General features: G+C 64.7%; 16 protein-coding genes. 13 read left to right on the forward strand and 3 right to left on the reverse strand.

Going from position 1 to position 12,208, the window contains the following annotated elements; genetic code table 11:
* Positions 1–6: 6 nt before the first annotated feature.
* Positions 7–372, forward strand: coding sequence for a Rieske (2Fe-2S) protein (locus ACSQ86_RS07270; protein WP_436303151.1), 366 nt, complete (start codon positions 7–9; stop codon positions 370–372).
* 1 nt (position 373) lies between these two features.
* Complete coding sequence (locus ACSQ86_RS07275) at positions 374–1,396, forward strand: S49 family peptidase (protein ID WP_436303152.1); 1,023 nt, start codon at positions 374–376, stop codon at positions 1,394–1,396.
* A 1-nt stretch (position 1,397) separates the two neighbouring features.
* Here the strand turns inward: ACSQ86_RS07275 and ACSQ86_RS07280 are convergent, their stop codons facing one another.
* The 3 genes from ACSQ86_RS07280 to ACSQ86_RS07290 are packed head-to-tail and all read right to left on the reverse strand — an operon-like array spanning position 1,398 to position 3,879.
* Positions 1,398–2,540 carry an MFS transporter gene (locus tag ACSQ86_RS07280; RefSeq protein ID WP_436308672.1) on the reverse strand — a complete coding sequence of 381 codons (1,143 nt, stop codon included), beginning with the start codon at positions 2,538–2,540 and terminating at the stop codon, positions 1,398–1,400.
* A gap of 2 nt (positions 2,541–2,542) precedes the next feature.
* The gene (locus ACSQ86_RS07285) at positions 2,543–3,301 is read right to left on the reverse strand and encodes an SAM-dependent methyltransferase (protein WP_093106615.1); all 759 of its coding nucleotides are present in this window, start codon (positions 3,299–3,301) and stop codon (positions 2,543–2,545) included.
* Entirely contained in the window at positions 3,298–3,879 is a 582-nt protein-coding gene (locus tag ACSQ86_RS07290; RefSeq protein WP_436308673.1) for a Maf family protein, read from the reverse strand. The genes ACSQ86_RS07285 and ACSQ86_RS07290 overlap by 4 nt, the downstream gene beginning before the upstream one ends.
* A 38-nt stretch (positions 3,880–3,917) precedes the next feature.
* On the opposite strand from ACSQ86_RS07290, the gene ACSQ86_RS07295 reads away from it, so the two are divergent.
* From ACSQ86_RS07295 to ACSQ86_RS07345, 11 genes are all read left to right on the forward strand, one after another.
* Entirely contained in the window at positions 3,918–4,466 is a 549-nt protein-coding gene (locus ACSQ86_RS07295) for a YceD family protein (RefSeq protein ID WP_436310260.1), read from the forward strand.
* Positions 4,467–4,615: 149 nt separating this feature from the next.
* Complete coding sequence (gene rpmF, locus ACSQ86_RS07300) at positions 4,616–4,798, forward strand: 50S ribosomal protein L32 (RefSeq protein ID WP_028248601.1); 183 nt, start codon at positions 4,616–4,618, stop codon at positions 4,796–4,798.
* 61 nt (positions 4,799–4,859) lie between these two features.
* Positions 4,860–5,948: a phosphate acyltransferase PlsX gene (plsX, locus tag ACSQ86_RS07305; protein ID WP_436303156.1), complete on the forward strand. Its 1,089-nt coding sequence runs from the start codon at positions 4,860–4,862 to the stop codon at positions 5,946–5,948.
* Entirely contained in the window at positions 5,948–6,925 is a 978-nt protein-coding gene (locus tag ACSQ86_RS07310) for a beta-ketoacyl-ACP synthase III (protein WP_436303157.1), read from the forward strand. Before plsX ends, ACSQ86_RS07310 begins: the two co-directional genes overlap by 1 nt.
* 54 nt (positions 6,926–6,979) lie before the next feature.
* On the forward strand, positions 6,980–7,933 hold the full coding sequence (gene fabD, locus ACSQ86_RS07315) for an ACP S-malonyltransferase (RefSeq protein WP_436308674.1): 954 nt from the start codon (positions 6,980–6,982) through the stop codon (positions 7,931–7,933).
* 26 nt (positions 7,934–7,959) lie between these two features.
* Positions 7,960–8,703 carry a 3-oxoacyl-ACP reductase FabG gene (gene fabG, locus ACSQ86_RS07320; RefSeq protein WP_093106600.1) on the forward strand — a complete coding sequence of 248 codons (744 nt, stop codon included), beginning with the start codon at positions 7,960–7,962 and terminating at the stop codon, positions 8,701–8,703.
* A 100-nt stretch (positions 8,704–8,803) separates the two neighbouring features.
* On the forward strand, positions 8,804–9,043 hold the full coding sequence (gene acpP, locus ACSQ86_RS07325) for an acyl carrier protein (protein ID WP_007830471.1): 240 nt from the start codon (positions 8,804–8,806) through the stop codon (positions 9,041–9,043).
* 90 nt (positions 9,044–9,133) lie between these two features.
* Positions 9,134–10,378 carry a beta-ketoacyl-ACP synthase II gene (fabF, locus tag ACSQ86_RS07330; protein WP_093106598.1) on the forward strand — a complete coding sequence of 415 codons (1,245 nt, stop codon included), beginning with the start codon at positions 9,134–9,136 and terminating at the stop codon, positions 10,376–10,378.
* A gap of 13 nt (positions 10,379–10,391) precedes the next feature.
* Positions 10,392–10,874, forward strand: coding sequence for a hypothetical protein (locus tag ACSQ86_RS07335; RefSeq protein ID WP_436303159.1), 483 nt, complete (start codon positions 10,392–10,394; stop codon positions 10,872–10,874).
* Complete coding sequence (gene rpoE, locus ACSQ86_RS07340) at positions 10,871–11,545, forward strand: RNA polymerase sigma factor RpoE (protein ID WP_093106594.1); 675 nt, start codon at positions 10,871–10,873, stop codon at positions 11,543–11,545. Before ACSQ86_RS07335 ends, rpoE begins: the two co-directional genes overlap by 4 nt.
* A gap of 13 nt (positions 11,546–11,558) precedes the next feature.
* Positions 11,559–12,194, forward strand: a complete 636-nt coding sequence (locus ACSQ86_RS07345; protein WP_093106592.1) for a sigma-E factor negative regulatory protein — start codon at positions 11,559–11,561, stop codon at positions 12,192–12,194.
* Positions 12,195–12,208: the final 14 nt, after the last annotated feature.

A 12,208-nucleotide genomic window follows, 5' to 3' on the forward strand; every position in this document is an offset into this window, starting at 1 on the left:
CCGCGCATGAGCGAATGCATCCCGCTGTGCAATGCGGCCGACCTGGTCGAGGGCGGCCGCGCCGTTCCCTTCGACGTGGTGCACGGCGGCCAGACATGCCGGGCCTTTGCCATTCGCTACGAAGGCCAGCCGCACGCGTACCTCAACCGCTGCAGCCACGTCGCGATGGAGCTGGATTTCCAACCGGATCGCTTCTTCGACGACAGCGGTCAATGGCTGCTGTGCGCGACGCACGGCGCCGTCTACAAGCCGGACACCGGCGAGTGCGCCGGCGGTCCTTGTCGCGGCGGCCTGGTGAAGATCGCCTTGAGCGAACGGGACGGAGTGGTGCACTGGCATACTGCCTGGAACCTCCAACCTCTGGTTTTCTGAAATGACCGATTCCAACCGCACGGAACCTGAGGGTTTCGAGCCTTTCGAGCGCGCCGCGCCTCCCCGAAGCATGTCGAAGAACGATCCGACGCAGCAACCCAACTGGGAGCGCGCCACACTCGAAAAACTGGCCTTCGCCTCGCTGCGCGAACAAAGGGCCACGCGTCGTTGGAAGACCTTCATTCGTCTGAGCTGGCTCGTCTTCTTCATTTTTCTGGTGTGGCTGGCCATGTCCCGCGGCACGCCGACGACTGCCAAGACCACGGCCCACACGGCGGTAGTCGAAATCAAGGGCGAAATCGCCAATGGCGGCGACGCGAGTGCGGAGTTCGTGATCGCGGCGATGAAGAGCGCCTTCGAGGACGACGGCGCCAAGGGTGTCGTTCTGCTGATCAATTCGCCGGGCGGAAGCCCCGTGCAGGCCGGCATCATCAACGACGAGATCAAGCGCCTGCGGGCCAAGCACAAAAAGCCGGTCTACGCGGTGGTCGAGGAGACCTGCGCGTCGGCGGCGTACTACATCGCGGCGGCGACCGACAAGGTCTTCGTCGACAAGGCAAGCATCGTCGGAAGCATCGGCGTGCTGATGGACGGTTTCGGATTCACCGGCCTCATGGACAAGGTCGGCGTGGAGCGCAGGCTCTTGACGGCCGGCGAAAACAAGGGCTTCCTGGATCCGTTCAGCCCGATGAGCGATGCGCAGCGGGTGCACGCGCAGAAGATGCTCGACCAGATCCACGCGCAGTTCATCGATGTGGTCAAGAAGGGCCGCGGCGACCGGTTGAAGGTCGATACGCCCGGCCTGTTCAGCGGCCTGTTCTGGAGCGGCCAGCAGGCCGTGGAGCTCGGCTTGGCCGATCAGCTCGGCAACGTCGATTTCGTTGCGCGCGAAGTGATCAAGGCCGAGGAAGTGATCGACTACACGCGCCGGGAGAACGTGGCCGAGAAGCTCGCCAAGAAATTCGGCGCTGCCCTCGGCGACGCTTCGGTTCGGGCGCTGCGAACCGCGCCGGCGCTGCGCTGAATCAGGCCGGATTCGCGTAGCGCGCCGATGCCGCCAGCGCTGCGGCAAAGGCCACCACGACATAGAGCGCAGCAGTCAACGAGCTGAGCTGGGCCAGAAAGCCGATTACCGGCGGTCCGGCCATGAAGCCCAGGTAGGCTGCTGCCGATACCGCGGCGATGCCACGTGCCGGCTCGACGCCCGGGACGCGCGCCGACGCGGCGAAGAGGATCGGCACCACGTTGGCGAAACCGATGCCCACGCCTGCAAATCCGATCAAGGCCAGCCAGGGTGCGTCGGCCAGCAGGACCAGCGTCATGGAGGCGGCCGCCAGCCAGGCGCTGCCGCGCAGCAGCAGCGCCGGCGAGAAACGCGCCCGCATCGCGTCGCCGGCGAAGCGCGTGGCGGCCATCGCCGCCGAAAAGCTGGCGTAGGCCAGCGCGGCTTGCTGCTGGGGGCTGCCCAGTTCCTGCTTCAGATAGAGCACGCTCCAGTCGTAGATCGCGCCCTCGGCAATCAGCCCCAGCGCGGCCAGCACGCCGAGGATGGCCAGCGCGCCGCGCGGCAGGCGAAAGCCATCGCCCGTGCTGCTGAACGTGGTCGCCTCCTTCGGCAACATCCATCTGGAGGAGAGGCCGATCGATAGCGCCATCGCCGCGGCGACGAGCGTCAAGTGCGATTGAGGCGCCATCCCAGCGGCGAGCGCTGCGCCGCCGGTCACGGCACCCGCCATGCCGCCCAGGCTGAACATGCCGTGCATGCCGCTCATCAGCGGATGGCCGTCTCGCAGCTCGAGCTGCGCGGCCTCGGTATTGATCGCCACGTCGAAGACGCCGGTGAGGATGCCGAACACGGCGAGCAAGCCCAGCAGCGCGCCATAGCTGGGCATCACCAGCAAGCCGGCCAGCAGCAGCGCATAGATCGCGCCGCACAGGCCGGCGGTGCCGCGGGCGCCATGGCGGCCGATCCAGCGGCTCGCCTGTGTGAGGCCCAGCAAGGCGCCGACGCCGGCGGCGAGCATGGCCAGGCCGAGCGCCGCTTCATCGACGCCGTAGTGGATCTTCACAGTCGGGATATGAACACCCCAGGTCGCGAAGATGAAACCCGAGCCGAAGAATTGCGCGCGCGAAGCCCAGCGCATGCGGGCGGAGGGAGGGCCTGACAAGATCAGCGCCCGATCGCGAACACCGCGGGCGTGCGCTCGTCGGCCGGCAATGGTTTGGCGCGCCAGCTCTTCACCGTATCGCTGCGCACGTTCGCGGCCGCGAGCGTGAGTCCGCGCGCCACCGCGAGCCGCGTGTTGTGCTGCAGCGTCTGCACGAGCGCCTGCAGCAGGGCTGTATTGCGGTAGGGCGTTTCGATGAAAAGCTGCGTCTGGCCGGTCCTCAGTGCGAGTGCCTCGAGCTCGCGGATGCGTTGCGCGCGTGCCTCGGCGTCCTGCGGCAGGTAGCCGACGAAAGCGAAGTTCTGGCCATTGAGACCACTCGCCGCAAGTGCGAGCAGCAGCGACACCGGGCCGGTGAGCGGCACCACGGTGATGCCCAGTTCGTGCGCGGCCCGTGCCACGGAGGATCCCGGGTCGGCGACGGCAGGCATGCCGGCCTCGCTGAGCAGGCCAATGTTCTTGCCTTCGAGCGCGGCGGAAAGGAGTGGTCGGGCATCGAACTGGCCGGCGTGGTCTCCCTTCTTGTGAACCTCGCGCGGCAGTTCCTGGATCTGCTGGGCCTGCAGCGGCGCAGCAAGCGGCGCCACCGCGTCGATGCGCTTGAGATAGGCGCGGGCCGATTTCGCGTTCTCGCAGATCCAGTGCGTGATCCCAGCCGCGATCTGCAGCGTGCCGAGCGGAAGCACGTCCTGCAGCGGCACCTCAGCCTCACAGCCGAAATCCAGCGGTGCAGGCACCAGATAGAGCTTGCCTTTGCTCACAAGAGGTCGACGCCGGCGGCGCGCAGCATGTTGGCTGTACGAATCAGCGGCAGGCCCACCAGGGCCGTCGGATCGTCGCTGTCGATGGCTTCGAGCAGAGCAATGCCAAGGCCCTCGCTCTTTGCGCTTCCCGCGCAGTCGTAGGGCTGTTCCGCGCGCAGATAGGCATCGATCGCCGCATCGCTGAGCTCACGAAACACGACGCGCACGGGCGCCAGATCGCGCTGCACGAAGCTCGTCGCCTGGCACACCACGGCGACGGCCGTCTGGAATATCAGCGTCTGGCCGCGCATGCGCCGCAATTGGGCCGTGGCGCGGGCGTGATCTCCGGGCTTGCCCAATGGCTCGCCAGCCAGGTCGGCCACCTGATCGGAGCCGATCACCACGGCTTCAGGGAATTGGCGGGCCACCGACATCGCTTTTTCGAGCGCCAGCCGTTCCGCCAACGCGCGCGGCGCCTCGCCTGCCATCGGTGTTTCGTCGACGTCGGGTGCTTGGACATCGAAGGCCAGGTGCAGGCGTGCAAGAAGCTCGCGGCGATAGCGCGAGGTCGAGGCAAGAATCACAGTGCGTTGCATGGGCCACGATTGTGCGCGAGCGGTTTAGACTGGTGCCGATGACCAGAGAATTTGCCCCAGGCCGGCTCGACGTGAACGGCTTTGCCGAGGCGGCCGCTACCGTTTCGGGAAACGAGCCCCTTCAGACTTATCAGCGCTTGAGCGCTGAAGTGGCCGCCCCGGCCACCGACGTGAGCTTGCGCTGGCAGGCCGAAGGCGCCCGCCGCGATGGTCCCGATGGAGCGCCAGTCCCCTGGCTGCACCTGGAGGCGCAGACCACGGTGGCCCTGGTCTGCCAGCGCTGCCTCACCCCGGTCGAAGTCGAACTGAAAGTCGATCGCTGGTTTCGTTTCGCGGCAGACGAAGCCATTGCAGCGGCCGAAGACGAGGATTCGGAGGAGGACGTTCTGGTCGCGAGCCGCGATTTCGACCTCCATGCCTTGATCGAGGATGAGCTCCTCATGGAAATCCCGGTCACACCGCGGCACGAACGTTGTCCCGAGCCGGTGCGGCTGTCGGCTGCGGATCCCGATTTCGAGGCGGCCGAGGCCGCGCGTCCGAATCCCTTCGCAGTGCTCGGCGCGTTGCGTTCGCGCAAGCCGGAGTAGGCCTCGAAACATCGAGCTGGCGCTCCTTATTCAGCTTGGGCTATAATCATGGGCTTCACGCGCGCCGCCGTCGACGTTAGAGCGTTCTACAGGGCCTCACGGCCGCCCCGCGTGCTTACCCACTCACCCGAATACTTTCAGGAGCCAGCATGGCCGTCCAGCAAAACAAGAAGTCGCCGTCCAAGCGCGGCATGCACCGTTCCCACAATGCTTTGGGCGTGCCCGGCATTGCCGTCGAGCCGACCACCGGCGAAACGCATCTGCGCCACCACATTAGCCCGAACGGCTTCTATCGCGGCCGCAAGGTGCTCAAGACCAAGTCTGAAGCCTGATCCCAGTTTCAAGGCCAAAGGCCCGAAGCTACTTTTGTTGTAGCGTCGGGCCTTTGTTTTGATGGCCACGCCTTCCGAATTCGCTCCTGCCCCCTCCGCAATCACGCTTGCCGTCGATTGCATGGGGGGAGACCACGGTCCGCGCGTCACGCTTGCGGCCTGCCGCGCATTTCTCGATCGCCACGCCGAAGCGTCGTTGCTGCTGGTTGGTGCCCCGGCAGCGCTGGCCGGCTTCTCGCATCCGCGTGCCCGAGTCATTCCCGCCAGCGAAGTGGTCGGAATGGACGACCCGATTGAGATCGCGCTGCGCAAGAAAAAAGATTCTTCGATGCGCGTCGCGATTCAGCAAGTGAAGGACGGCGCCGCGCAGGCCGCGATTTCTGCTGGCAACACCGGCGCCTTGATGGCGATCGCTCGTTACTTGCTCAAGACCTTGGATGGTATCGACAGGCCGGCCATCGCTCCTCAGCTTCCGAACAGCAAGGGCGGGGCGACAACGGTGCTCGATCTCGGCGCCAATGTGGATTGTGATGCTGAAGATCTGTTGCAGTTCGCCGTGTTGGGTTCTGCGCTGGTGTCCGCCCTGACGGGCAACGAGTCGCCGTCCGTCGGACTTCTCAATGTCGGCGAAGAGGCGATCAAGGGCAGCGAAACGATCAAAAAAGCAAGTCAATTGCTTCGGAAAGCGGCCAATTCCCAGGATTTGAACTTCTACGGCAACGTCGAGGGTAACGACATTTTCAAAGGGACGACCGACATCGTCGTCTGTGACGGTTTTGTTGGCAATGTCACATTGAAGGCCACCGAGGGCGTGGCTTCGATGATCGTCGACTTCCTTCGCATCGAGTATTCCAGCGGTATTTTCAGCAAATTTGCTGCGATCGTCTCGTATCCGGTTCTAAAGGCCCTCAAACGCCGCCTCGACCATCGGCGGTACAACGGCGCGGCCTTGCTCGGCCTGCGCGGACTCGTTTTCAAGAGCCATGGCTCGGCTGACGAAGTGGCCTTCGGTCATGCGCTCGATCGCGCTTATGATGCCGCTCGCAACAACCTGCTCGATCGCGTGCGGGCCCGCATCGCCCACGCCGCGCCACTCCTCGCGCGACAAGAACCGGCGACGCCGGTCGACACGGCGGCGCTCCACGTTTGATGACTCCTTTTTCCCGCATCACCGGCACCGGCAGCTACCTGCCCCCGCGCCGAGTGACCAACGACGACCTCGCCCGCGAATTGGCCACGCGTGGCATCGAGACCTCTGATCAATGGATCATCGAGCGCACGGGCATTCGCGCTCGGCACTTCGCCGCACCCGAAGTCACGAGCAGCGAACTGGGGCTGGAAGCCGCAAAGAATGCGCTGGAAGCGGCTGGTCGCAGTGCTGGCGAGGTCGACCTGATCATCGTCGCGACCTCGACCCCTGACATGGTGTTCCCGTCGTCGGCAGCCATTCTTCAAAACAAGTTGGGCATCGCGGGCTGTCCTGCATTCGACGTACAGGCGGTGTGCAGCGGCTTCGTCTATGCGATGACGGTGGCCGACGCCATGATCCGCACCGGAAGCGCCAAGTGCGCGCTGGTCGTCGGCGCTGAGGTTTTTTCGCGCATCCTCGACTTCAACGACCGCACCACCTGCGTCCTGTTCGGTGACGGTGCCGGCGCCGTGGTGCTCGAGGCCAGCGACGAGCCCGGGATTCTTGCCAGCGACCTGCATGCCGATGGCAAGCACGTGGGCATCCTCTGCGTGCCGGGCCACGTCTCGGGCGGCAACGTGCTCGGCACGCCGCTGCTTCACATGGACGGGCAGGCTGTTTTCAAGCTGGCCGTACGCGTGCTGGAAGAGGCCGCACGCGCCACCTTGCAGAAGGCGGGCAAGACCGATGCCGACATCGACTGGCTGATTCCCCATCAGGCCAACATCCGCATCATGGAAGGCACCGCGCGGAAGCTGAAGCTGCCGCTCGAGAAGCTGATCGTGACGGTCAACGAGCATGGCAACACCTCTGCAGCCTCTATCCCCTTGGCATTGGACGAGGCGGTGCGCGCAGGCAAGGTGAAGAAGGGCGATACGGTGATGCTGGAAGGCGTTGGCGGCGGCTTCACTTGGGGCGCAGTCCTGTTGACCATGTAATGCAGCGCGTTGCCCCCGAAGAGGGCAGTCGCGCGCGATTGGAGACGCAAAACAATGAAATCCTTCGCTTTCGTATTTCCCGGCCAGGGCTCGCAGGCGGTCGGCATGCTCGACGCATGGGGCGACCATCCGGCCGTGACCGAGACCCTGCAGGAAGCATCCGATGCCTTGGATGAAGATGTTTCGCGCTTGATCCACGAGGGCCCCAAGGAGGCGCTGGCGCTCACTACGAATACGCAGCCCGTGATGCTGGTCGCCGGCATCGCGTCCTGGCGGGCCTGGTTGGCGGAAGGCGACGCCAAGCCCTCGATCGTTGCCGGTCATTCGCTGGGCGAATATTCCGCCTTGGTGGCATCCGGCGTCTTGACGCTCGCGCAGGCGGCGCCACTGGTGCGTTTCCGCGCCCGCGCCATGCAGCAGGCCGTGCGCGTGGGGGCGGGTGCCATGGCGGCGGTCCTCGGCATGGATGCCGGCAAGGTGAAAGCAGGTTGTGCCGAAGTGACAGCCTCGTTCGGCACCGGCAGCGCCGAAATCGTCGAAGCGGTGAACTTCAACGATCCGATGCAAACCGTGATCGCGGGCAGCAAGGCCGCGGTCGAAAAGGCCTGCGAAGTGCTCAAGGCCCAGGGCGCCAAGCGGGCACTGCCGTTGCCGGTGTCGGCGCCTTTCCATTCGAGCCTGATGAAGCCGGCCGCCGAAGCGCTGGAAGAGCAGCTGGCATCGCTCAGCCTGGCCGCGCCCCAGATCCCCGTCCTCAACAACATCGACGTGGCGGTCGAAACCGACCCGGCCCGGATTCGCGACGCGTTGGTGCGCCAAGCGGCGGGTCCTGTGCGCTGGGTCGAAAGCGTGCAGGCCTTGCAGGCGCGTGGCGTGGAGGTCGTCGTTGAATGCGGCCCCGGCAGAGTGCTTGCCGGCATGATCAAACGCATTGCGCCCGAGCTCGCCGCGGCCTCGGTGTATGACCCGGCAACGCTCGCAGAAACAAGACAACTGCTCGGCGGCTGAACGCCGGGCTCCAACATTATTCTTTTATGAGCACTCCAAAATTCGAAGGCCAGGTCGCATTGGTCACCGGCGCTTCGCGCGGTATCGGTGCGGCGATCGCGCTCGAACTGGCCCAGCGCGGTCTCATGGTCATCGGGACCGGCACCACCGAAGAAGGCGCGAACAGGATCTCGGCCGCGCTCGCCGCCCATGGCGGGCGGGGGTGTGCGCTCGACGTCAATGATGGGCCGGCGGTCGAAGCGCTGGTCGACGAGATCGTCAAGACCTATGGCGCGATCCATGTGCTGGTCAACAACGCCGGCATCACCCGCGACATGCTCGCCATGCGCCTCAAGGATGAGGATTGGGATGCGGTGCTCGACACCAATCTCAAGGCCGTTTTCCGTCTTTCCCGTGCGGTGATCCGCCCCATGATGAAGCAGCGCTACGGCCGGATCGTCAGCATCACCAGCGTCGTCGGCGCTTCCGGCAACGCCGGCCAGGCCAACTATGCGGCCGCCAAGGCTGGCGTGGCGGGCATGACGCGCGCGTTGGCACGCGAACTCGGAAGCCGCAGCATCACGGTCAACTGCGTGGCGCCGGGCTTTATCGAGACCGACATGACCGCCAGCCTGCCCGAGGCGCAGCAGCAAGCGCTGCTGTCGCAGATCCCGCTCGGCCACCTGGGCAAGCCGGCTGACATCGCGCATGCCGTTGCCTACCTGGCTTCGCCCCAAGCCTCCTATGTGACGGGCCAGGAACTGCACGTCAACGGCGGCATGCACATGTAAGCGCAGTAGCGCAATTCTTTTACCGTACGGCCTTGGGGCGGATGCCACAATGCGGCCGGCTAAAATCCACCGATTACCTACAACCCTCAGAGGGAACCAAATGAGCGATATCGAAGCACGTGTCAAGAAAATCATTGCCGAACAACTCGGCGTTGAAGAGTCCCAGGTCACCAATGAAAAGGCTTTCGTGGCGGACCTCGGTGCTGACTCGCTCGACACGGTCGAACTGGTGATGGCACTCGAAGACGAATTTGGCATCGAGATCCCGGATGAAGACGCCGAGAAGATCACGACTGTCCAGAACGCCGTCGATTACGCCACCAAGAATCAAAAGGCCTGATATCGGCCACGCTGAGTTTCCGTTCCGGCCCGCGGCTTCCAAGGCACGCGCCGCACAACGGCCTCAGTGCTTCCAGAAAGGTTTGCCGGCATGACCAAACGCCGCGTCGTCGTCACTGGGCTTGGTTGCATTGCCCCTGTCGGAAACACTGTCGCCGAGTCCTGGGCCAATCTGCTGGCCGGGAAGTCGGGCGTCGACACCATCACCAAGTTCGATGTGAGCGCCTTTGCCTGCAAGTTCGCGGGCGAGGTCAAGGGCTTCGACATCACGCAATACATTCCCGAGAAGGAAGCGCGCCACATGGATCGCTTCATCCATCTCGGGCTCGCTGCTGCGATCCAGGCGGTGCAGGACAGCGGCTTGCCGACCGGCGAGGCCCTGAGCTATGAAGAAGCCGTTCGCATCGGCTGCAACATCGGCTCGGGGATCGGGGGACTCCCCATGATCGAGGCCACGCACGGCGAACTGACCAACCGCGGCCCGCGCCGCGTGTCGCCGTTCTTCGTGCCGGCATCGATCATCAACATGATCTCCGGCCACGTGTCCATCAAATATGGCTTCAAGGGCCCGAACATCGCGATCGTCACTGCCTGCACGACCGGTTTGCATGCGATTGGTACGTCTGCTCGGATGATCGAGTACGGCGATGCCGATGTGATGATTGCAGGCGGCTCGGAATCCACGGTGTCGCCGCTCGGTATCGGGGGCTTTGCCGCGGCGCGCGCACTGTCCACCCGCAACGAAGATCCGGCCACGGCGTCGCGCCCCTGGGATCGCGACCGCGACGGTTTCGTGCTCGGTGAGGGTGCCGGCGTACTGGTGCTCGAGGAGTACGAGCACGCCAAGGCGCGCGGCGCCAAGATCTACGCCGAAGTGTCCGGCTTCGGCATGAGCGCCGACGCCTTCCACATGACCGCGCCCGATGTCGACGGACCCCGCCGCTCGATGGACATGGCCTTGAAGAATGCGGGCGTCAACGCCGATCAGGTCCAATACCTGAACGCGCATGGCACCTCGACGCAGATCGGCGACATCAACGAAACCAATGCGATCAAGAATGCTTTTGGCGACCATGCCAAGAAGCTGGTGGTGAACTCGACCAAGTCGATGACCGGCCACTTGCTCGGCGGTGCCGGCGGCATCGAGTCGGTGTTTACCGTGCTGGCTGTGCATCACCAGAAAAGTCCGCCGACGATCAACATCTTCAATCAAGATCCGGAGTGCGATCTCGATTACTGCGCCAATGAGGCGCGCGATCTCAAGATCGACGTCGCGGTCAAGAACAACTTCGGCTTCGGCGGCACCAACGGCACGCTGGTGTTCAAGCGCGCTTGATTTTCCTTGACCCATGCACGACGCCCCATCGGTGAGTTATCCGGTGGGCCGTTCGCGCAACGCTGATCGGTTGCTCTCGATCATCTGGGCCTGCGGCGCGTGCTGCGCGGCCGCAGCGTGCTATCGGCTCGACGACCCGGATTGGCGGATCGGGCTGCTGGCGCTCAGCGTCGTCGGGGCCGGCGCTGCGGCATGGCGGAGCACGCTGCGATGCACCGCGTTCACGGAACTGAGCTTCGACGGCCGGCATTGGTCGCTTGCGGACTCTGCGGGGTTGCGAGCGGGGGTGAAAGTCGCCCTGGATTTCCAATCTTCGCTGCTCCTGTGCCTGACCGAAGCGCGTCGTGTGCGACGCTGGGCCTGGCTCGACCGGAGCACTCTGCCGAAGCGCTGGCAGGATCTGCGCCGTGCGGTATATTCGCGCGCCCCGCTGGCCGGCCCGGTTGCCGAGTCCCGGCAGCCAGCGGCATCCGGCTCGCACCATCCTCTTTCATGACAGCCTCTCCACCGCCCGTGCCGCCCGACACCGGCTTGACCGATGCGCCCCCTGCAGAGGTGAGGCCCGGGGAGGTCGACTTTCAACTGGTCCAGCGCACGATCGCAGGCGATCAGAAGGCTTTCGAACTGCTCGTCATCAAGTACCAGCGCCGGATCGAACGGCTCATCGGCCGCATGGTGCGCGACGTGAACCTGGTAGAGGACATCGCGCAGGAGACCTTCATCCGCGCCTACCGCGCCCTGCACCAGTTCAGGGGCGAGGCGCAGTTTTACACCTGGCTCTACCGCATCGCCGTCAATACCGCCAAGAAGGCCCTGGTGGACATGAAACGCGATCCGACCGTTTCTGAGAGCGCATTGCGTTCGTCTTCTGAGGACGAGGATGAAACTTACCGGCCCGGAAACGAACCAATCAGCGACGAGACGCCCGAATCCGTCATGGCCGCCAACGAAATCGCGGCCGCCGTCGAAGCTGCAATGGAAGCACTGCCGGCCGAGCTGCGGCAGGCGGTGACCCTGCGCGAGATCGAAGGCATGAGCTACGAAGAGATCGCCGAGGTGATGAATTGTCCGATCGGTACCGTACGCTCGCGGATTTTCCGGGCCCGCGAAGCTATTTCGGCAAGGGTCAAGCCGCTGCTGGACAACCAGTCCGGCAAGCGTTGGTAAGCAGGTGAATGAAATGAAGCACACAAGCACAGTCCACGAACAGATTTCCGCGCTGGCCGACGGCCATCTGCGGGACGACGAGTTCGCACAGGTGATCGAGAAGGTCTGCACGGACGACGATCTGCGCGCGACCTGGCATACCTATCATCTGGTCGGGGAAGTGTTGCGTTCCGGCGTGCACTCCGCCTGCAGCGATACCTCGGTGTTCCTGTCGCGGCTCCAGCAGCGGCTGGCGGCCGAGCCGTCCGCCCCGATGCTGGCGCCCGAGGTGGTAAAGCCCGTCGTGCACCATGTCGAGGCCGCCAACGAACCGGTGTTCCGATGGAAGCTCGTGGCCGGTGCGGCATCGCTGGCGGCTGCAGCGGCCATCGGTTGGAACTGGATTGGGAGCACCGGCCCGCAGCCGGCCGCTGCGCAACTGGCGCAACAGCAAGGCTCGAGTTCGGTGCTCGCTGCGTCGAATTCTTCGCAGCAGACGCCCTCCAACCTCGCGCCGATGCGGGTCATCGTCGGAAATGGCAATCCGCAGGTCATGCTGCGTGATCCGCGGCTGGATCAGTTGCTCGAAGCGCACCAGCAAGCGGGCGGTGCCTCGCAGATGCCTTCCGGCTTCCTGCGCAACGCCACCTTCGATGGGCCATCGCGTTGATCACGCGTCCGCAG

This window comes from Variovorax sp. LjRoot130 (assembly GCF_964253755.1).
Taxonomy (GTDB): domain Bacteria; phylum Pseudomonadota; class Gammaproteobacteria; order Burkholderiales; family Burkholderiaceae_C; genus Variovorax.